This window comes from Roseateles microcysteis, from assembly GCF_036880965.1.
GTDB lineage: Bacteria > Pseudomonadota > Gammaproteobacteria > Burkholderiales > Burkholderiaceae_C > JAUASW01.
In genome coordinates this window covers 151,103-171,804 of record NZ_JBAJMV010000007.1, presented here as the reverse complement: position 1 = coordinate 171,804, position 20,702 = coordinate 151,103, and the positions used below count along the sequence as shown (strand labels likewise).

Genomic DNA, 20,702 nt, shown 5'->3' with positions numbered 1-20,702 from the left:
GGATGATGATGAAGGCAAGCAGGATCATCGCGGCGGCTGCGCTGGCAATTCTTGTCGGCGGCTGCGGCACGCCGTCCGAACCGCTCTCCATGGGCCTGAGCCCGGCTGACGCCTTGCAGATGCGCGCCTGGGTGCCCGATGGCCTGCGCCTGAACGTGGGCCTCGGCCCTGTCAGCGGTGGCCAGGCCACCAATCGCTGGTGGGGCTCCAAGGTCAGCAGCGCGGCGCTGGAGCAGGCCTTCGAGGATTCTCTGCGCGCCGTGGGCCTGTTTCCCGCGACCCGCGAAGCCGGCCGCTACCGGCTCGACATCAAGCTCACCGACCTGGACCAGCCCCTGGTGTCGCTGGACACCACGGTGCGTCTGGGTGTCAGCTACGCCCTCGTCGAGCGCGCCAGCAAGGCCACGGTCTACGAGCGCACGGTGCGCAATGCGGCCACGGTCGAGCTGGGCGACAAGCTCCTGCCGGTCGAGCGGCTGCGGCTGGCCAATGAGGCGGCCATACGCGACAGCATCAAGCTGGTGCTGCGCGACCTGATGGCCTTGAATCTGGCGTCGGCGGCTGCACGCTGAAAACCATGACCGAACCCCGCATTGAACTGAGCCCGCCCGACATCTCGCGCTGGCGCGAAGGCCGCAGCGGCGTTGATCATGTCCATGTCTTCGACTCGGGCCGGCTGGGCAAGGTCGTGATGATTCAGGCGCTGACGCACGGCAATGAGCTGTGTGGCGCGATTGCGCTGGACTGGCTGCTGGGCCAGCATTCGCCGCAGGAGCTGACCCCGCCCAGCGGCAAGCTGATCCTGAGCTTCGCGAATGTGGCGGCCTATCAGCGATTCGATCCCGCCCATCCGAACGGCTCGCGCTGCGTCGACGAAGACCTGAACCGTGTCTGGGACGATGCGCAGCTGTTCGGCAAGCGAGATTCGCTGGAGCTGCGCCGTGCGCGCCAGTTGCAGCCCTTTGTCGATGCGGCCGACTGGCTGCTGGACATCCATTCGATGCAGGACGCCTGCCGGCCGCTGATGGTGTGCGGCCTGCTCGACAAGGGTGCGGCATTCGCTCGCGAGCTGGGCATGCCGGGTGATCTTCTGATCGACACCGGCCATCCTTCGGGCCTGCGCATGCGCGACCGCGGCGGCTTTGGCGACCCGGCCAGCGACAGGAATGCCTTGCTGATCGAATGCGGCCAGCACTGGGAGGCCCGCTCTGCCGAAGTGGCCATCGACAGCGTCGTGCGCTTCCTGCGGCTCACCGGCGTGGTCGGCGAGGCCTGGGCTACGTCGCGCCTGCGCCTGCCCTTGCCCGAGGTCCAACACCTGGTGCGCGTGGACGAGGCCGTCGTCGCGCTCAGCAGCGACTTCCATTTCCTGTTCCCGGTGCGGGGCCTGGACGTGATCGCGGAGCGCGGCACCGCCTTCGCGCAGGATGGCGCCACGATCTTGCGCACCCGCTACGACAGGACGGTGCTGGTCATGCCTTCCACCCAGCACGGCAGGCCGGGCAATACGATGGTGAGGCTGGGGCGGTTCGAGAGCTGAGGGCCTGGCCTCGGCCCTCACTCACCCCATGAGACAGGCGGTGTGCATGTCACCCGCCCGTGCGGAAGAGCCGTCATAAGGGATGCCCACGTCCGGCAACGCGGCTTCAGCCACGGTCGAACTTGAACACCGCCATGCTGGACATCAGGTTGGGCAGCGTGCGCACCGTACGTCCACCCTGGATGCCGAAGCTGTCCAGCACGCGCAGCCCGCATTTGCCGGCCAGCACCTCGAAGTCCGCATAGGTGCCCACGCGGATATTGGGCGTGTCGTACCACTGGTAGGGCAGCACCTTGGTCACGGGCATGCGGCCCATCAGCACCTGCAGCCGGTTGGGCCAATGCGCGAAGTTGGGGAAGCTGACGATGCCACTGCGACCCACGCGCGCCGTCTCGCGCAGCATCAGCTCGGTATTGCGCAGATGCTGCAGCGTCTCGAGTTGCAGGACCACGTCGAAGCTCTGGTCCTCGAAGATCGACAGGCCCTCTTCGAGGTTCAGCTGGATCGTGTTGACGCCGCGCTTCACGCACTCCAAGAGGTTGGCGTCATCGAGCTCCACGCCGTAGCCGGTGCAGCCGCGGTGCTTCTGCAGATACGCCAGCAGCTCGCCGGTGCCGCAGCCGAGGTCCAGCACGCGCGAGCCCTTTGGAACCAAGGCGGCGATCTGCTCCATCACTTGCACGGCGCTCATGCCAGCTCTCCTGCGATGCGTTGGAAATAGGCCCGGAGTACCCCGTGATAGCGCGGGTCTTCGAGCAGGAAGGCATCGTGGCCATGCGGCGCGTCGATCTCCGCGTAAGAGACGTCGAGCTTGTTGTCCAGCAGCGCCTTGACTATTTCTCGAGAGCGGGCCGGCGAGAAGCGCCAGTCGGTCGTGAAGCTGGCCAGCAGGTACTTGCAGCGGGCCTGGGCAAAGGTGCGCGAGAGGTCGCCGCCGTGCTCGCGGGCCGGGTCGAAGTAGTCCAGCGCGCGGGTGATCAGGAGATAGGTGTTGGCGTCGAAGTACTCGCTGAACTTGTCGCCCTGGTGGCGCAGATAGCTTTCGATCTGGAACTCGATGTCTTGTGTGGAGTAGCCGAGTTCCGCCGCACGCATCTGGCGTCCGAACTTCTGCTCCATCACGTCGTCGGAGAGGTAGGTGATGTGGCCGATCATGCGTGCCACGCGCAGGCCGCGCTTGGGCACCACGCCGTGGGCATAGAAATGGCCGCCGTGGAAATCGGGGTCGGTGATGATGGCGCGGCGGGCCACTTCGTTGAAGGCGATGTTCTGCGCCGAGAGGCTGGGTGCCGTGGCAATCGCGATGCAATGGCGCATGCGCTCGGGGTAGCGCAGCGACCAGTCCAGGGCCTGCATGCCGCCCAGGGATCCGCCCAGCACGGCGGCGAGTTGGCCGATGCCCAGGCGGTCCAGCAAGCGGGCCTGCGCATCCACCCAGTCCTGCACGGTCACGACAGGGAAGTCCGCGCCATAGACCTGGCCGGTGGCCGGGTTGGCATGCATAGGCCCGGTCGAGCCGAAGCAGGAGCCGAGGTTGTTGATGCCGATGACGAAGAACTGGTTCGTGTCCAGCGGCTTGCCCGGGCCGATCAGGTTGTCCCACCAGCCTTCGCTCTTCTCCTGCCCTTCGTAGACACCGGCCACGTGATGGCTGGCGTTCAAGGCATGGCAGACCAGGATCGCATTGCTGCGCTCGGCATTGAGCTGGCCATAGGTCTCGTAGTGCAGCTCGTACTGCCTCAGCTGTGCACCGCTGCGCAGGGGCAGGGGCTCATCGAACTGCATGCGCTGCGGCTGGACGAAGCCGACGCTTTGCGGGGTCATGGGTTCACGCCTTCCGAAAAAAGAAAAACCGGTGCCGCTGACAAGACGGAACACCGGATGGCGTTCCTGTTTAGCGGAATTTCTATAGCGCCCGCAATCCGGAACAAATCGGCGCTGTGGGCCGCATTGTAGCGGCCCACCCGGCTCAGGGCTGGGCCACGCCCAGTTGCTGCAGCAGGAAGCTGAAGGTGTCGGTCTGCAGCTTGATGGTCTCGTCCAGCGACGAGCCCATGCCATGGCCGCTGGCCGCGCTGGTGCGCAGGAGGATGGGGCGGCCGCTCGGGTCGGCCGCCTGCAGGCGTGCGGTCATCTTGCGCGATTGCGCCGGGTTGACGCGGCCATCGTGGTCGCCGGTGGTGAACAGCACGGCCGGATAGGCGGTGCCGTCCTTGACGCGGTGGAAGGGTGAATAGGCATAGAGCGCCTCGAACTGCGCCTTGTCCTTGACCGTGCCGAACTCGGTGACGTTGAAGGCGCCGTTGGGGTCCAGCTCGATGCGCATCATGTCGTAGATGCCCACCGAGGCATGCACGGCGCGGAACAGCTCGGGCCGCTGCGTCAGCGCCGCGCCCATCAAGAGGCCGCCGTTGCTGCCGCCCTGGATCGCGAGCTTGGCCGGCGAGCTGTAGCCGCGTGCGATCACATGCTCGGCCGCGGCGATGAAGTCGTCGAACACGTTCTGCTTCTTCGTCAGGTTGCCGGCCAGGTGCCAGGCCTCGCCGTACTCGCCGCCGCCCCGCAGGTTGGCAATCACGTAGACGCCGCCGCGCTCCAGCCAGAGCTTGCGCGTGACCGAGAAGCCCGGGGTCTGGCTGATGTTGTAGCCGCCATAGCCGTTGAGGATGGTCGGGTTGCTGCCGTCCAGCTTCAGGCCCTTGCGATGGACGATGTTCAGCGGCACCTTGGTGCCGTCCTTGGAGGTGGCGAACTCGCGCTTGACCTCGATGTCGGAGAAGTCCACCGGCGTCGTGCTGGCCATCGCGGTCTTCACCGGTTTTCCCTCACTGCTCAGGCGCCACCAGGCGGCCGGCTCGGTATAGCTCTGCACCAGCGCCAGCACTTCGCCCGGGCCACCGCCCTTCAGGCTGCTGACGCTGCTGATGGGCGGCAGCTCGATGTCTCGCACGGCCCGGGTCTTCAGGTCGACCACGCTGAGCTTGGAGGGCCCACCCAGCAAGGCCGAAACGAACAGCTTGCCGCCGTTGACTTCCATGTGCTGCAGCACGCCCTCTGTCTGCGGCAGCAGCACCTGCGCGTTCTTCAGCGCCGGTTTGGCCAGGGGAATGCGGAGGATCTTGCCGCGCGGCGCATCCTTGTTCGACAGCAGGTAGAGCCAGCCGTCATTGCCGAACTCGGCCGCCTTGATGTTGTCTTCGTAGGCGGCCAGGCGCTGCCAGGATCCCCTTCCCTTGGCTGAACGCAGGTAGAACGCATGCTCGCCGCCGTCGCCGTTGGCCACCACGGCCAGCTGCTCGCCACTCCTGGCCACGCTCAGCACGGTCGCGCCAATGCGCGGGAACTCCTTGCCGATCACATAGCGATCCGCGCTCAAGGGCTGGCCCAGCCGGTGCTGCCAGACCTCTTGATGAAAATGCAACTCGGCCTCGGCGCGCTCGCCCGGCGCCGGGTAGCGCGTGTAGAAGAGGCTTTTGCCGTCCGGCGCCCAGGCCACCGAGCCGCCGCCGGTGGGGTACTGAACGCGCGGGATCACCACGTCGACCTGCTTGCCGGTGGCGACTTCGATCAGGTGCACCGAGCCATCTTCGCTGCCCTTCTCGGACATCGAGACCGCCACCAGCTTGCCGTCCGGCGAGGGCACATAGAAGTCGATGGCCAGCGAACCATCGGCGGCGCGCACATTGGGGTCCAGCACGACCTTCTCGCTGGCGAGCGCATCGGGCGAGTCGAGCAACACGAGCAAGGGCTGCTGCTTGGGCGGCTGCATCTTGATGGCAAACCATTTGCCGCCGGCCGGGTGCAGGCCGTAGTAGGCGCTGGAGCGCGAGTTCAGGAGGCCGCGGATGCGTTCCTCCAGCGCAGCGCGACCGGGCACCGCGTCCAGCGCTGCGCGGCTCAGCTTGTTCTGCGCCGCCACCCAGGCCTTCACCTCGGGCTTGCTGAAGTCTTCCAGCCAGCGGTAGTCGTCGGTGATCGTGACGCCGTGATAGCTGTCCTGCACCGGCATGCGGGCTGTTGCCGGATAGGGCTGGGCACCAGCGTGTGCGAGGGCCAGGGCGCACAGGGCGCCGGCCAGGATTCGAACCTGCATCTTCTTCATCTCGGAACTCTCTGGTGTATGGCTCAAGGCGCTGCGCAGAGGCAATGCACCACGGCAGCAAAAGGCTTGCGGCCTTCGCTGACTTCGCCCAGCCAGGCCAGGTCTGACTTGACCTGCTGCAAGGGCGCGGGGATGGCAGCCGTGAATCCGAGCTGCTCCCTGACGGCTGCCGAAATCGACGGTGCCAGCGCATCGGCAAACGAGGCCAGGAGCTTGTCGAGCTTGCCCGGTTCGCGCTCGATGTAGATCAGGCGGGGCTCGCCTTCCAGCTTGGCCAGTTGCGCCGCTGCCTTCAAGGCGTCGCCGTAGCTGCCGAGCTGGTCGATCAGGCCGCGCTCCAGTGCCTGCGCGCCGGTCCAGACCCGGCCTTGCGCCACGGCATCGATCTCGTCGACCTTCTTCTTGCGCGCGACGGCGGCCTTGGCGGTGAAGTCGTCGTAGATGTGATTGATGGAAGACTGCACCAGCGATGCAAAGCGCGGGTCCAGCGGACGCATCGGGTCGTAGTTGCGGGCGAGCCAGGTGGTCGTCGTGCCGGCGCTGTGCAGCGAGAGCTTCTCCACGAGCTTGTCGGCGGTGGGCAGCATGCCGAACACGCCGATCGAGCCGGTGATGGTGTTGGCGTCGGCGATCACGCGGTCCGAACTCATCGAGATCCAGTAGCCGCCCGAGGCCGCCACATCGCCCATCGAGATCACCACCGGCTTGCCGGCCTTGCGCGTGATCTCGAGCTCGCGGCGCACGATCTCTGACGCGAAGGCGCTGCCACCGGGCGAGTTGACGCGCAGCACGACGGCCTTGACCTGATCGTTCTCGCGCGCCTGGCGGATCAGCTGCGCGGTCGAATCGCCGCCCACGCGGCCGGCCTGCGTCTCGCCGTCGACGATGGAGCCCTCGGCCACCACCACGCCCACGGCGGCGCCGAAAGGCGCCTGACGCTTCAGGTGCGCGAGGTAGTCGCCGTAGCCGATGCGGCGGAAGGTCGGGCCTTCCTTGGCACCGCGCTCGATCAGCAGGGCGCGCATCTCGTCGCGGGTCTTCAGGCCGTCCACCAGCTTCTGCTTCAGCGCCAGCTGGCCGGTGTCGCCCTTCAGCGCGGCCATCTGCTCGGGCAGCTGTTCGATGTCGCGAGAAATCGCACCCTTCTCCAGCTTGCGGGCCGCCTCGACCTGGTCGGTGTAGCTGGTCCAGAGTGCGCCGTAGAGCAGGCTGTCGGCCTCCCTGGAGGCGGGGCTGGGCCCATTGGTGAAGTAGTTTTCGGCGGCGCTCTTGTAGGTGCCCACGCGCAGGACATTGGCCGAGACGCCGAGGCGGTCGAACGCGTCCTTGTAATAGGTGCGGTAGCCTCCAAAGCCTTCGATCAGCACATTGCCCATCGGGTGCAGGTAGATCTCGTCGGCCTGTGCGGCCAGCAGGTAGGCGCGCTGGTTGTAGCTGTCGCCGTAGGCATAGATGGGCTTGCCGCTGTCCTTCTTGAAGCGCTGCAGTGCGGCGCTCACCTCATGCAGGCCGGCCATGCCGGCGCCGCTGAAGTCGTCCAGGTCCAGCAGCACGGCGCTGATGTTCGGGTCCTTGGCCGCACCTTGCAGCGCCGCCAGCACGTCGCGCAAGCGGGTCTGCCTGGCCGCCTTCTGGCCTTGCAATTCGGCCAGCGCCTGCGAGCGGGCCGAGCCGGAAAACTGCTCCACCAGCGGGCCACGCAGGCTCAGCACCAGGGTGGTCTTCTCCTGCAGGGGCTTGGGGCCGCTGCGGAAGATCGCGCCAAACAGCGCGATCAGGATCAGCAGCCACAAGAGGTTCAGGAACACGCGGCGCGAGCCGTCGAGCAACCACCAGAACTTGTTCCAGAGCCAGGCGATGGGCGACCAGATTTTCTTCAGCATCATTTGCGGGCTTCCCTAGGATGTCGCGCCGATTGTGCAGCAGGGCATGGCTTGCCCCAGGGCACAGCGCCTGCCGCTGGGCATAGCATGCGGTCCAGAAAGCCCCTCAGGCGAAAGGTGTTCCTCCATGCCCCGTTGGCTGCAAGCTGTCGATCATCACTTTCCGGTCCGCTATGGCACCTGGCTGCTCTGTGCGGTGCTCTTCGGCATCAGCCTGGGCCTGCTGGTCTACAGCCGCTATGGCGTGCCGCTGGTACTGCTGTTCGGTCTGCTGACCTGGGTGGGCTGGCATGACATCCGTCAGACCAAGCGCTCGGTGCTGCGCAACTACCCGGTGATCGGGCATCTGCGCTTCCTGCTCGAGTACATCCGGCCGGAGCTGCGCCAGTACTTCATCGAGAGCGACAGCGAGGCCGCGCCGTTCTCGCGCCAGCAGCGCTCGCTGGTGTACCAGCGCGCCAAGGGCGACCCTGACAAGCGCCCTTTTGGCACCCAGATCGACGTGCACCTGGAAGGCTATGAATGGATCAACCATTCGCTCACGCCGACCCAGCTGCCTTCGCACGACTTCCGCATCACGATTGGCGAGGGCCGCGCCCAGCCCTATTCGGCCAGCATCTTCAATATCTCGGCCATGAGTTTCGGTGCGCTCAGCGCCAACGCGATCCGTGCGCTCAATTCGGGTGCCAAGAAGGGCGGCTTTGCGCATGACACCGGCGAAGGGTCGATCAGCGTGCACCACCGCGCCAATGGCGGCGACCTGATCTGGGAAATCGGCTCCGGCTACTTCGGCTGCCGCAACACCGATGGCACGTTCAACCCCGAGCGTTTCGAGGCCAATGCGCGCGACCCGCAGGTCAAGCTGATCGAATTGAAGCTCAGCCAGGGCGCCAAGCCCGGCCACGGTGGCATGCTGCCCGGCGCCAAGGTCACGCCAGAAATTGCCGAGGCGCGGGGCATTCCGGTCGGTGAAGACTGCATCTCGCCCGCCTCGCACAGTGCCTTCGGCACGCCCGTCGAGCTCCTGCAGTTCCTGGAGCGCCTGAGCGCGCTGTCGGGCGGCAAGCCGGTCGGCTTCAAGCTCTGCATTGGCCACCCCTGGGAATGGTTTGCCATCGCCAAGGCCATGGTCGAGACCGGCATCACGCCGGACTTCATCGTCATCGACGGCGCCGAGGGCGGCACCGGCGCAGCACCGCTGGAGTTCACCGATCATGTCGGCGCGCCGCTGCAGGAGGGCCTGCTGCTGGTTCACAACACCCTGGTCGGCCTGAACCTGCGCCACAAGGTGAAGCTGGGCTGTGCCGGCAAGGTGGTCAGCGCCTTCGACATCGCCCGCATGATGGCGCTCGGCGCCGACTGGTGCAATTCGGCACGCGGCTTCATGTTCTCGCTGGGCTGCATCCAGGCCCAGGCCTGCCATACGGGCCATTGCCCCACCGGCGTGACCACGCAGGACGGCTTGCGCCAGCAGGCGCTGGTGGTGCCCGACAAGGCCCAGCGCGTGTTCAGCTATCACGACCTCACCTTGAAGGCCCTGCAGGAGCTGGTGCAGGCGGCAGGCCTCCTGCATCCGGGCGACATCACGGCGGCCCATATCGTGCACCGTGTCAGCCGGCACGAGGTCAAGCTGCTGGCCAATCTGCTGCCCTTCATCAAGCCGGGCGCGCTCCTGGGCGGTGGCGATTTGCCTGGCAACGTGTTCAAGGTCTACTGGCCGATGGCCAGTGCGCAGAGCTTTGCGCCGCAGGGTGTGGTGGGCGCGACCTACGCCTGAATCGGGCCCGGGCTGCCGGCAGCGATCCCGGGCTTGAGGGGCACCGGTTCACGGGGTTGTCCGCTACCGCCTGCTCGGGACAATCCGCAGCGCTACCCGTTACCGCTGCATGCCCTCCGCCTTCCTGATCCGTCGTACCCACCAATCGCTGATACGCGCCGGCACGGTGCTGGCCGAAGAAGGCCGCTGGCTTCTCTGCGGCCAGACCGAGCAGGTCCGCGAGGCCGCCGGCCAGGTGCGCCTGCATGCACCCGAGGTGCTCGCCTGCGATCTGCGCCTCGTCGATGGCAACGCCACCCGCTTGCTGCGCGAGCTGCCACCGTCGGGCGAGCGGCGCCCGCTGGTGCTGCTCTTGACGCCGTCGGCCGACGACCTGCTGCTGTTCGAGGCGCTGCGCAGCGGTGGCGACGGCTACTGCGTCGATGCCGGCTCGGGCGCGGCCTTGCCGGCGGGCTTGAGCCAGCTTCATGAAGGGCGGGCAGCGATGTCGCCCATGATCGCGCGCCAGATGCTGGCGGCCTTCGGTCTGCCGCGCAGCAGCCTGCAACTGGCCCAGTGCGTGAGCTCAGGGCAAGACCTGACGCCACTGGGTGGCCATCAGCCCTTGAACCTCAGCGACCAGCATCTGCTGAGCCTGGTGGCCAGCGGCCTCCTGAGCGACGAGATCGGTCAGCGTTGGCACCTGAGCACGGCGGATGTGGAGCGGCGCTTCGCCGCGCTGTATCGCCACCTGCATCTGCTGCCGCAATGCGCGGCCCTGCACAGCGCCTGAAGCTGCAGGCGCTCAGGCCTTCCCGCCTGTTCAGGCGGCCGGTGGCGCCGTGTCGATGAAGCTCTGGCGGGCGCTGAGCTTTTCAAAGAGCTTGGCCAGGTTGGGATGGTCGCCGCGCCAGTCAATCGACGGATAGCGCAGATCCAGATAGCCCAGAGCGCAGCCGACGGAGATGTCGGCCAGCGAGAAATGATTGCCGGAGCACCAGGCCTTTTCTCCGAGGCCCTGGCCCATGGCGCGCAAGGCACCGTAGACCTTGCCCATCTGGCGCTCGGTCCAGGCGGCGCTGCGCTGCTCCTGCGAGCGGCCGCTCCAGGTCTGCTCCAGGCGCGAGAGGATGGAGGCGTCCAGCAGGCCGTCGGCCAGTGCCTCCCAGGTGCGCACCTCGGTGCGCTCGCGGCCGCGTTCCGGGATCAGCTTGCCCACCGGCGACAGCGTGTCCACGTACTCGACGATGACGCGCGAATCGAACACCGCGCCGGTGATCGAATCCTGGCCTTCCATCACCAGGCAGGGCACCTTGCCCAGCGGGTTGACCTTCAGGATGGCGTCATTGCTCCACACGTCTTCCAGCACCAGCTGGTAGTCGAGCTTCTTCTCCGCCATCACGATGCGGACCTTGCGGACGTAGGGGCTGGTAAGGGATCCGATGAGCTTCATGTCTTGTGCTGCAGGAGCGTGTGCTCCCTCTAGTGCGGCGCGATTCTAGCCAAGCGGTCCGGACACGATAGGCTGTACAAAATCGACGATCTAGGGCAGGCAAACGCGGCTTGTCAGGCCCGCGGCCTTGGGTCACACTTTCGCGCCGCCAGTGTTGCTCCAGTCGACGCTCGGTGGCCGCCCGGGCAGGCTCAGCCGGGCGGTGGCCGGCGCCATGCGGCTCACGACCTGACCCCGGCGCACCACCAGCAGGCGCGCGGCGCGCAGGCGTATCGCCTCCTCGGGCGAACGGGCCTGCAGCAGCACGAAGTCGGCCTTGCAGCCTGCGTCCAGCCCATAGCCCTCCAGCCCCACGATGCGAGCGGCAATGCTCGTCACCGCTTCGAAGCATTGCCGCATGGCGGAGCGCGAAGTCATCTGCGCCACATGCAGGCCCATGGAGGCGACTTCCAGCATGTCGGCACTGCCCATCGAGTACCAGGGGTCGAGCACGCAGTCGTGGCCGAAGGCCACATCCAGGCCGGCGGCCATCAGCTCGGGCACGCGGGTCATGCCGCGGCGCTTGGGGTAGCTGTCGAAGCGACCCTGCAAGCTGATGTTGATCAGCGGGTTCGCGACCACGCCGAGCCGGCTCTCGGCCATCAGGCGTATCAGCTTGGCGGCGTAGTAGTTGTCCATCGAATGCATGGACGTGAGGTGAGAGCCGGTGACGCGGCCTTGCAGGCCCAGGCGCTGGGTCTCGAAGGCCAGCGTCTCGACATGGCGTGACAGCGGGTCGTCCGTCTCGTCGCAATGCATGTCCACGCGCAGGCCGCGCTCGGCCGCCAGCTCGCACAGCAGGCGCACGCTCTCGGCGCCCTGGGCCATGGTGCGCTCATGGTGCGGAATGCCACCCACCACCTCCACGCCCAGGTCCAGCGCCCGCCGCAGATTCGCCAGTGCGTTGGCTGAGCGCAGCAAGCCATCTTGCGGGAACGCGACCAGTTGCAGGTCCAGATAGGGCGCGACCAGCTTCTTGACATGCAAGAGCGCTTCAACCGCCAGCAGCCGGTCGTCGCAGACATCGACATGCGAGCGGATCGCCAGCAGGCCGCGTGCCACCGCCCAGTCGCAATAGCGCAATGCGCGCTCGACGATGGCTTCCTGCGTCAGCAGAGGCTTCAGCTCGCCCCACAGCGCAATGCCTTCCAGCAGCGTGCCGCTTTCATTGACGCGGGGCTGGCCATGGCTCAGCGCGGCATCGAGATGGAAGTGGGCGTCGACAAAGGGCGGGCTGAGCAGCCAGCCCTGGCCCTCGATGATTTCAGTGCCTTCCGGCGCAGCGAGTTGGGGCCCGATCGCTGCAATGCGCCCGTCCTGCACCAGCAGGTCCTGGGCCTCGCGGCCATCAGGCAGGCAGACATTGCGGATCAGCATGCTGCCGGCCTCAGCCGTGCTGTTTCAGCGACGGCCACATGCGCCGCAGCACGCCGTCCTTGAGCACCCGGTGATGCCAGACCGCGGCGGCGGCATGCAGCAAGGCCAGGCCCAGCAGGAGATTGGCCGCCAATTCATGCAGCTCTCCGATGTCATGGCGCAGGGCCTTGTTGTCTGGGGCGATGGAGTCCAGCTTGAAGACGCCGAACAGGTTGTCGCCGCGCACCAGCGTGAATGCGATGCCCGCACCGACCGCGGCAATCAGCAGCAGATAGAGCAGGCCATGGGCCGACTTGGCCACGCCGCCCAGCAAGCCCGGATCGGCCGGCGGCCGGCTGCTGCCGCGCGCCCACCAGAGCAGACGGGCGATCACCAGAAAAGCCAGCAGGAAGCCGAACACGATGTGCAGGCTGCGCACCGTGATGCGCGGCGTGCCGCGCGGGAACCAGTCGATGGTCTGGCCCACGCACCACAGCGCGAGCACGAGGACAGCGCTGGCCCAGTGAAGCACGATGCTGCGGCGGTCGTAGCTCTGCGGGACTGCGCTGGTCTGTTCGGGCATGGGCCTGGCCGGAAGTGGGTGAGTGCCTTCAGCATACCCCCGCCCCACAGCCTGCTTCTTGACCTGGATCGCTTGCAGCCACAATGCGCGCCATGTTGTTGAAGATGCCCCTCAAGATTTCTTGCACTCACCAAGCCGGTCCGCGCCTGCTGGCCTGCGCCTTCGCGCTCGCTTTCACCCTTGCCGGCGCCAGCTTGCCGGCCGCGGCGCGCACCCCGTCCAAGAGTTCCCCCGCCGCTGCAGCTGCCTCCGACGAACCTGCCTTCAAGCTCGCCGTCAACGCCAAGCACGCGCTGGTGCTGGAAGAGGGCACGGGCCGTGTGCTGATGCAGAAGAACCCGGACGAGATGGTGCCCATCGCCTCGCTCACCAAGCTGGTGACCGCCATGGTGGTGCTGGATGCCAAGCTCGACATGAACGAGAAGATCCGCATCCAGCCCGACGATGTCGACACGCTCAAGCACAGCGCCTCGCGCTTGCGCGTGGGCACCGAACTGACACGCATGGCCGCCTTGAAGATGGCCTTGATGGCCTCCGAGAACCGTGCCGCAGCGGCGCTGGGCCGCACCTTCCCCGGCGGCATGGCCGGTTTCGTCCAGGCGGCGCAGGCCAAGGTGCGCAGCCTGGGCCTGCATCGCACGGCCATCGCTGAGCCCACGGGCCTGTCACCGCAGAATATTTCGACAGCCACCGAGGTGGCCAAGATCGCGAGCGCGGCCGGCCGCTACGCCGACATCAGCCGCATCACCAGCGACAAGCTTGAACAGGTGGCGCTGAACGGCAAGCCGCGCCAGGTGAACAACACCAACCGGCTGGTCGGTGCCAGGGGCTGGGACATCCGGCTCTCCAAGACCGGCTACACCGAGGAAGCCGGCCGCTGCCTGACCATGCGCATGATGAGTGGCGGCAAGCCGGTGACCGTGGTGCTGCTGGACGCCGACGGTTCCGGCCAGCGCCTGCGCGACGCCGCGCGGATCCGCCAGACGCTGGCCAAGCTGCGCAGCTGATTTGCTCCTGTTTCCGCACGGCGCCGGACCCATGCCGGCGCTGGCGCACATTCAGAGCGGCGGCTTGGGCCGATGGGCGGCATCCGGCTCTGCGATGAAGGCCTGCAATTCCGCCGCGCGGCCATGCTTGGGCGAGAGGCCGACAAAGGTCTTGTAGGCCTCCAGCGCCTTGGCATCGTCGCCCGCTTGCAGGCGTGCGTCACCCAGGTTCAGCCAGGCCAGCGCGCGGCTGCCATCCATTGCAATCGCCTTCTCGTACCAGCGCGCCGCCTCGGCCGGCTTGCCGCGCTTGTAGTAGATGAAGCCGAGGTTGTTGGCCGCCAGCGCGAAGGCCGGCTGCAGCTTGAGCGCTTCGACAAAGGCTGCTTCGGCTTCGTCGTAACGGCGCTCCTTGTAGAGCTGAAGGCCGCGGTCGTTCGCGCGCTGCGCCGCGACGCGCGAGCCGGGGTCGACCTTGGCGGTGGACGTTGAAAGCGACTGCTCGCGGCCATCCAGGCCCGTGATCGTCACCTTCACCGCGCTGGCCGCCGCTTGCGGCGCGGCCACGTCGTCGATGCGCTTGGCCAGGCGGCTGGCCGCTGCATCGAGCTGGCCGCTTTCGCCGCTCAGGGCCTGCTCCACGACCGGCAGCTCGAACACGAACTCGCCGCCCTCCGAACCCGGCAGGCTGCCGAACGCCGGTGTCTGGTGCGCGATGGCCGAGACGGCCGGCGCCACATAGGCCGCCAGCTCGGTGCCGGTGATCAGGCCGTCGCCGTTCAGGTCTGCCTTGCCCGAGAGCGCCTGCAGCAGTGTCCAGGTGAAGACCGAATGGCCACCGGGCCCGTCGTCGGCCACCTGCTGATCAGCGCCGCCGGCGGTCATCATCTGCCGGCCGATGCGGCGTGAGTTGTCGCGCGCGAAGTTGGCGGCGCCGCCGCGTGTGAGGCCCAGGCCCGAGTAGCAGGCATCGATGACGAAGAGCGCATGCTTGGCGCTCAAGGACTCGGCCACTTCCTGCAATTGCGGCATCGCTATCGCGTCGGTCTGCAAATCATCTTGCGAGGCATCGACCGGAATCACGTAGCCGATCTCGCGGCCGCTGGGCAGGCGCCGCGTGCTGCCGTGGCCGGCAAAGAAGACCAGCACCCGATCGTCGCGCTTGACCTTGCTGGCGTCGCCCAGCTTGTCGTTCAAGGCGCGCAGGATGTTGGCGCGCGTGGCCTCGCCGTCGAGCAGCATGGTGATGTTCTCGGGGCGGAAGCCGAAGCGTGCTTCCAGCGTCTCGCGCATGGCCCGGGCATCGCGCGCCGCATGCGCCAGGCGCGGCCACTTGGCGTACTGGTCGATACCGACGATCAGCGCGTGGCTGTCGCGGTAAAGGCTGGTGCCGGCCGTGGGCATCGGTGCCGGCGCAGCCGCATCAGCGGTGACGATGCGGCCGTCCTTCCAGCTCGCGAAGCGGTATCCCTCGGCGCTCAGCTGATCCAGCACCAAGGGCAGGGCCTGCACGGTGCGGGCGTGGATGTCGTGGAACAGCACGATGCCGCGCTGGCGCTTGTCCAGCTCGCCGAGCACGCGCGCAGCGATGGACTTCGGGATCGGGTCGGACCAATCCAGCGAGTCCACGTTCCACATCATCGAACGCAGCTTCAAGGCCTCGACCGTCGCCAGCGCAGCCTCGTTGCGCGCGCCATAGGGGAAGCGGAACAGCGCCTGGCCCTGGCGGCCGGCCTTGTCCAGCAGCGCTTCAGTGTTGGCCGCTTCCTCGCGCACCTTGGTCTGCTCGAACTTGGACATCAGCCCATGGGTGAAGCTGTGGTTGGCGAGCTGATGACCGGCGGCCAGAACCCGCTGCGCCACCTGGCTGCCCGGCCCTGGCTGGACCTGGCCCTTGGCGTCAAGCTTGCCAAGGTTCTGGCCCAGCTGAAAAAAAACGGCGCTCGCTTGATAGCGCTTCAGGATCTCCAGGATCTCGTCCGTGTAGCGGCCATGCGGGCCATCGTCGAAGGTGAGCAGCACCGTCTTCGGCGGCAGGTCTTCGCCGAACAACTCGCGCGGCGGTGTTGACGAGGTCGCTGCCTGCTTGGCCGCCGAGGGTGCGGCGCTGGCATAAGGCACGATGGTGGCGTAGTCGCGCAGGATCTGCTCGCGGCTGTAGAGGCTGCGCAGCTTGGCCACGTAGTCGCTCCACTTCTCACGCTTCAATTCGATGCCGCGCTTGTTGCCGAATCGACCGAAGGCGTCTTTCAGCTCTCGCTCATAGGCCTGTTCGACCTCGGCCAGCACGGCCAGGTCTTCATTGGCGCGCTTGGCCAGTTTCAGGGCGGCCAGGCTTTGCGCGCCCGAATACTGCTCGGCAATGCGGCCCAGGTAGTCCTTGAAAGCGAGGCGGTCGGCGTCGAACCAGGTGGGCTCGGATTCGATGCGGTCCAGCACCTGGGCGAGCGCGGCAACGAGGGCGGGGTCCTGATGCGCGGCCGAGAGCCGCCACAGCTTCTCGGTGGCTTCACGCATTTCATGAAAGATCAGCTGACCGACGCCCGACACCGCGCGCCGCTCCGCCGGTGGCAAGGCGGCCTCGCCGTCCATCAGCACGATCATCTGGCGGTAGCGGGCCAGCACCTGGTCGACGCCTTGCTGAAGCTCGGCCAGCTGCGCGGCATTGGCTGCCGGCGCGCTCGCGGCAGCGGGTGCTTCGGCGCTCTTGGGCTGGCAAGCGGCGAGGGCCAGCAGGCCGGCACAGAGCAGGGCGGTGCGCAAGGATAGAGACAAGGACGGGCTCCCCGGATGCTTGTGACTGACGTGGACGGTTTTGCGGCCACATTGTGCTGGCGAAAGCGCCGCTGGGCCTCGCGGCTAAAATCCGCGGGTTTGCCCTCATCCGGCCCTGCGCCACTACCCGCCATGACGCTCTCCGCACTGACCGCCCTCTCGCCGCTGGACGGCCGCTACGCCTCGCGCTTTGCCGCCCTGCGCCCGCTGCTCTCGGAGTTCGGCCTGATGCACCGCCGCGTGCAGGTCGAGGTGGAGTGGTTCATTGCGCTGTCGGATGCCGGCTTCGCCGAATTCGCGCCCTTGTCCGAGGCCGCCCGCGGCCTGCTGCGCGGCCTGGTGACGCGCTTCTCGGAAGCCGATGCGCAGGCGATCAAGGACATCGAGAAGACCACCAACCATGACGTCAAGGCGGTCGAGTACTGGCTGAAGTCGCGCTTCGAGTCGCAGCCGGAGCTGAAGGCCGCCGGCGAGTTCGTGCACTTCGCCTGCACAAGCGAAGACATCAACAACACCAGCCACGGCCTGATGCTCAAGGCCGCGCGCCAGGACGTGGTGCTGCCCACCATCGACAAGATCATCGCGAAGCTCACCGGCATGGCGCGCGCCATGGCCGCCACGCCGATGCTGAGCCGCACGCACGGCCAGACCGCCAGCCCGACGACCGTGGGCAAGGAAATCGCCAACGTCGTCGCGCGCCTGCGCAATGCACGCGAGCGCATCGCGGACGTGAAGCTGCTGGCCAAGATGAACGGCGCCGTCGGCAACTACAACGCTCACCTGAGCGCCTGGCCCGAGTTCGACTGGGAAGCCTTCTCGCAGCGCGTGATCGAGGGCCAGCTGGGCCTCTCCTTCAACCCGTACACCATCCAGATCGAGCCGCATGACTACATGGCCGAGATGTTCGATGCGATGACTCGCGTCAACACCATCCTGATCGACTGGTCGCGCGATGTCTGGGGCTATGTGTCGCTGGGCTACTTCAAGCAGCGCACCAAGGCCGGCGAGATCGGCAGCTCGACCATGCCGCACAAGGTCAACCCGATCGACTTCGAGAATGCCGAGGGCAATTTCGGCCTGGCCAATGCGGTGCTGACCCACCTGTCGCAGAAGCTGCCCGTCAGCCGCTGGCAGCGCGACCTGACCGACTCGACGGTGCTGCGCAATATGGGCGTGGCCATCGGCTACGCGGTGCTGGGCTACGACTCGCTTTTGAAGGGCCTGGACAAGCTCGAGATCAACGAAGCCGCGCTGGCCGACGACCTCGACAGCGCCTGGGAAGTCCTGGCCGAGCCGATCCAGACCGTGATGCGCCGCTACGCGCTGCCCAACCCCTACGAGCGCCTGAAGGAACTGACCCGCGGCAAGGCCATCACCCGCGAGGCCATCGCCGCCTTCATTGCGACGCTGGAACTGCCCGAAGCCGAGAAGGCCCGTCTGCTGGCGATGACGCCGGGCAGCTACACCGGCAAGGCCGAAGCGCTGGCGAAGCGGATCTGAACTTCGCGAGCGCTCAGTTCCAGACGCCGGTGCCGAGGTACTGGGCCCAGACGTCCAGGCTGACGCTCTTGTCCGCCACGCCGGGATAGTTCGCCAAGGCAGCCTGCACAGCCTCGCTGTCCTGGGTCTTGGCGAACAGCACTTCTGCTACCGGGCCGTTGGCGAGCGAGTACCAGGCGCCAAAGCGGCCGCTGTCGATCAACTGCTGCAGCATCGCGCGGCGCTGCGCTTGCAGGGCCGGGGTGGCGTTGGCGTCGCGGCCGATCAGGATGATGCGGCCCTCTTCGATGCCACCCGGGTTCACCGCCAGCGTGATCAGGGCCTTGTTGGGTTCGGCTGTGGCAGCGTTCAGTGTCATATAGCCCTCGCGCACATACTCGTCCGGGCCGAAATAGCTCTGCAGCTCTTCGCGCGAGGAAGCCTTGGCCACCACGATGCCGCGCTTGACACGGGCGGGGTCTCGCATCGGGCCGGCCACAAACAGCTTGCCCTCGGCATGCAGGCGCACGAAGTTGTCGATGTGGCCTTGCTGCATTTTCTGCACCGCGGCCTTGTCGTTGGGCGTGGGCCTGCCGGTTTCCAGGAAGATGAAATACCAGTTCGCCGCACCCGCGGCCTGCGCCTGAAACGGGGGCAGCGTCAGGGCGGAAGCGGCAATCGTGGCGGCAATCAGATGGCGGCGGCGCATGGGTGTCTCCTGGGAATTGGCTTGATTCTTGTTGGACCGGGCGCGCCGATCAAGCCTCGTTGTCGTCATCATCGCGCCAGGCCAGCGCGGCGATGCGCCAGCCCTCGATCGTCTTCACGACCTGCAGGTGCTTTGTTCCGCTGGCCTTGAAAGCCACGCCGTCCAGCACGCCGGACTTGCGAAAGCGCAGCCGTACTTGCGCGCTGCGGCCGAGCGAGTCGATCTGCAATGGCCCGTCGGCGGCCTCGCTGAAGTCACGCAGCCGGCCTTCCATCAAGAGCTCGGCACGCTGGCTGACGAAGGTGCGCGGGTCCATCAGCTCCAGGCCATCGGGCCGGTCGCAGGCGCTGCTGGCATAGGGCAGCAGCCAGTGAGGCAGGCTGGCGAGCACGGGAATCGCGCCACCGGTATTGCTGAAGCAGCCGAGCATTCTGTTCACGAGCTGCTCGATCTGCGCGCGGTCGTCCAGCTGCGCCGGCAGGGGCGCATCCCAGCGGAACAAGGCGGTCTGGCGGGTCTCGCCTTCCAGCACCGTGGTTTCCACATGGTGCAGGCCGATGCCTTCGAGCACCCGTGCCGACGCCGTGTTGGTGGGCGAGGTGATCCCGAGGATGGTGTTCAGCCCGAGCACTTCATGGCCATAGCGAAGGCAGGCGGCGGCCGCCTCCCGTGCATAGCCTGCGCCCCAGGCACGCGGCACGAAGCCATAGCCCACATCGACATGGGGCAGGCTGTCGCGCTTGATCAGGCCGCACATGCCCAGCACGGCGCCGTCTTCCAGGCGCTCCACGGCCCAGAAGCCAAAGCCTTGGAACCAGTAGCCGCCCACCAGGCGGTCGCTGATGAAGGCCTTGGCGTCATCGAGACTGTGAACATTGCGGTCGCCGATGTTCGCTATCCACGAGGGCTCGTTGAGCAGCTCGAGGATGAACTCGGCGTCGCCGGGGCGCTCGGCATCGAACCAGCGCAGCCGCAAGCGCTCCGTCTTCAGAACCAGCATCGCTCACTCCCTCTCTCGTCGGATTGCAAAAGCAGGACAATACGGCACCTTGAACCGCCCCGCCTTCCGTCATGAATTTCATCCAGCAGATCCACGCCGCCGCCAGCCTCAACAACTCCCTGCTGTGCGTGGGCCTGGACCCGGAACCGGCGAAGTTTCCGGGCGCCTGGAAGGGCGATGCCGGCCGCATCTTTGACTTTTGTTCCGGCATCGTCGACGCCACCAAGGACCTGGTGATCGCCTTCAAGCCGCAGATCGCCTACTTCGCCGCCCACCGCGCCGAAGACCAGCTCGAGCGGCTGATGGCCCACATCAAGCGCGTGGCGCCCCACGTGCCGGTGATTCTTGATGCCAAGCGAGGCGACATCGGCTCCACGGCTGAGCAGTACGCCCGCGAGGCCTTCGAGCGCTACCAGGCCGACGCGGTGACGCTGTCGCCCTTCATGGGTCTGGACTCCATCGAACCCTACCTGCGCTATCCGGACAAGGGCGCCATCCTGCTGTGCCGCACGTCCAACACCGGCGGCAACGACTGGCAGATGCAGCGCCTGGCCGATGTGCCGGGCCAGCCGCGCCTCTTCGAACACCTGGCTGCACTGGCACAGACAGCGTGGAACAAGAATGGCCAGCTGGGCCTCGTGGTCGGCGCGACCTTCCCCGGCGAAATCGCCCGGGTGCGCGAGCTGGCGCCGACGCTGCCCTTGCTGATTCCCGGGGTGGGCGCGCAGGGCGGCGATGCCGAGGCCACGGTCAAGGCCGGCTGGCGCGAGGGCGCGCCCATCATCGTCAGCAGCTCGCGGGCGGTGCTCTATGCCAGCTCGGGGGATGACTTTGCGGCCGCTGCACGCCGCGTGGCGATGCAGACGCGCGACATGCTCAACGCCGCGCGCTGAAGGAAGCTGCGCAGTATTTCTCGATCCGGCGGCCGGTTCGTGATCTGCGAGGCAAAGCGGGCGGATTTCGCGCCCTCAGGGGCTGCTCCCGATGGTTCTGTCCCGCGCTTCTGGGTCAGACTCATGCTCTCGAAGCCGGGAGCATGGG

General features: G+C 67.0%; 17 protein-coding genes and 1 riboswitch. Of the genes, 7 read left to right on the top strand and 10 right to left on the bottom strand.

Annotation, left to right across the window (positions count from 1 at the left end; genetic code table 11):
* Positions 1-8 precede the first annotated feature (8 nt).
* Positions 9-572 (top strand): hypothetical protein, encoded by a 564-nt coding sequence (locus V3596_RS19460; RefSeq protein WP_334279481.1) that lies wholly within the window; start codon positions 9-11, stop codon positions 570-572.
* 5 nt (positions 573-577) lie between these two features.
* Positions 578-1,540 (top strand): M14 family metallopeptidase, encoded by a 963-nt coding sequence (locus tag V3596_RS19455; protein ID WP_334279480.1) that lies wholly within the window; start codon positions 578-580, stop codon positions 1,538-1,540.
* Positions 1,541-1,646: 106 nt separating this feature from the next.
* On the opposite strand, the gene metW is transcribed toward V3596_RS19455, so the two are convergent.
* From metW to sppA, 4 genes are all read right to left on the bottom strand, one after another.
* Positions 1,647-2,231 (bottom strand): methionine biosynthesis protein MetW, encoded by a 585-nt coding sequence (metW, locus tag V3596_RS19450; protein ID WP_334279479.1) that lies wholly within the window; start codon positions 2,229-2,231, stop codon positions 1,647-1,649.
* Positions 2,228-3,364 (bottom strand): homoserine O-succinyltransferase MetX, encoded by a 1,137-nt coding sequence (gene metX / locus V3596_RS19445; RefSeq protein WP_334279478.1) that lies wholly within the window; start codon positions 3,362-3,364, stop codon positions 2,228-2,230. Before metX ends, metW begins: the two co-directional genes overlap by 4 nt.
* Before the next feature lie 49 nt (positions 3,365-3,413).
* A riboswitch (SAM riboswitch) is annotated at positions 3,414-3,489 on the bottom strand.
* Positions 3,490-3,509: 20 nt separating this feature from the next.
* Positions 3,510-5,642 carry a prolyl oligopeptidase family serine peptidase gene (locus tag V3596_RS19440; protein ID WP_334279477.1) on the bottom strand — a complete coding sequence of 711 codons (2,133 nt, stop codon included), beginning with the start codon at positions 5,640-5,642 and terminating at the stop codon, positions 3,510-3,512.
* A gap of 23 nt (positions 5,643-5,665) precedes the next feature.
* Positions 5,666-7,528, bottom strand: a complete 1,863-nt coding sequence (sppA, locus tag V3596_RS19435; RefSeq protein ID WP_334279476.1) for a signal peptide peptidase SppA — start codon at positions 7,526-7,528, stop codon at positions 5,666-5,668.
* Positions 7,529-7,652: 124 nt separating this feature from the next.
* Between sppA and V3596_RS19430 the strand changes: the two genes are divergently transcribed.
* Both V3596_RS19430 and V3596_RS19425 read left to right on the top strand, forming a co-directional pair.
* The gene (locus V3596_RS19430) at positions 7,653-9,302 is read left to right on the top strand and encodes an FMN-binding glutamate synthase family protein (protein WP_334279475.1); all 1,650 of its coding nucleotides are present in this window, start codon (positions 7,653-7,655) and stop codon (positions 9,300-9,302) included.
* Positions 9,303-9,411: 109 nt separating this feature from the next.
* On the top strand, positions 9,412-10,074 hold the full coding sequence (locus V3596_RS19425) for a response regulator (protein WP_334279474.1): 663 nt from the start codon (positions 9,412-9,414) through the stop codon (positions 10,072-10,074).
* Between the two features lie 30 nt (positions 10,075-10,104).
* Here the strand turns inward: V3596_RS19425 and V3596_RS19420 are convergent, their stop codons facing one another.
* The 3 genes from V3596_RS19420 to V3596_RS19410 form a co-directional block, all read right to left on the bottom strand.
* Positions 10,105-10,734, bottom strand: coding sequence for a glutathione S-transferase family protein (locus V3596_RS19420; protein WP_334279473.1), 630 nt, complete (start codon positions 10,732-10,734; stop codon positions 10,105-10,107).
* 132 nt (positions 10,735-10,866) lie between these two features.
* Positions 10,867-12,150 carry an amidohydrolase family protein gene (locus V3596_RS19415; protein WP_334279472.1) on the bottom strand — a complete coding sequence of 428 codons (1,284 nt, stop codon included), beginning with the start codon at positions 12,148-12,150 and terminating at the stop codon, positions 10,867-10,869.
* Positions 12,151-12,160: 10 nt separating this feature from the next.
* Positions 12,161-12,712 (bottom strand): cytochrome b, encoded by a 552-nt coding sequence (locus V3596_RS19410; protein WP_334279471.1) that lies wholly within the window; start codon positions 12,710-12,712, stop codon positions 12,161-12,163.
* Between the two features lie 92 nt (positions 12,713-12,804).
* On the opposite strand from V3596_RS19410, the gene V3596_RS19405 reads away from it, so the two are divergent.
* Positions 12,805-13,719 carry a serine hydrolase gene (locus V3596_RS19405; protein ID WP_334279470.1) on the top strand — a complete coding sequence of 305 codons (915 nt, stop codon included), beginning with the start codon at positions 12,805-12,807 and terminating at the stop codon, positions 13,717-13,719.
* Positions 13,720-13,770: 51 nt separating this feature from the next.
* Here V3596_RS19405 and V3596_RS19400 read toward each other — a convergent pair whose 3' ends face one another.
* On the bottom strand, positions 13,771-16,473 hold the full coding sequence (locus V3596_RS19400; RefSeq protein ID WP_334279469.1) for a polysaccharide deacetylase family protein: 2,703 nt from the start codon (positions 16,471-16,473) through the stop codon (positions 13,771-13,773).
* A gap of 132 nt (positions 16,474-16,605) precedes the next feature.
* On the opposite strand from V3596_RS19400, the gene purB reads away from it, so the two are divergent.
* Positions 16,606-17,973, top strand: coding sequence for an adenylosuccinate lyase (gene purB, locus V3596_RS19395; protein ID WP_334279468.1), 1,368 nt, complete (start codon positions 16,606-16,608; stop codon positions 17,971-17,973).
* 13 nt (positions 17,974-17,986) lie between these two features.
* Here purB and V3596_RS19390 read toward each other — a convergent pair whose 3' ends face one another.
* On the bottom strand, positions 17,987-18,661 hold the full coding sequence (locus V3596_RS19390) for a YciI family protein (protein ID WP_334279467.1): 675 nt from the start codon (positions 18,659-18,661) through the stop codon (positions 17,987-17,989).
* A gap of 49 nt (positions 18,662-18,710) precedes the next feature.
* Entirely contained in the window at positions 18,711-19,661 is a 951-nt protein-coding gene (locus V3596_RS19385) for a GNAT family N-acetyltransferase (RefSeq protein WP_334279466.1), read from the bottom strand.
* Positions 19,662-19,732: 71 nt separating this feature from the next.
* On the opposite strand from V3596_RS19385, the gene pyrF reads away from it, so the two are divergent.
* Positions 19,733-20,554: an orotidine-5'-phosphate decarboxylase gene (gene pyrF, locus V3596_RS19380; RefSeq protein WP_334279465.1), complete on the top strand. Its 822-nt coding sequence runs from the start codon at positions 19,733-19,735 to the stop codon at positions 20,552-20,554.
* Positions 20,555-20,702 lie beyond the last annotated feature (148 nt).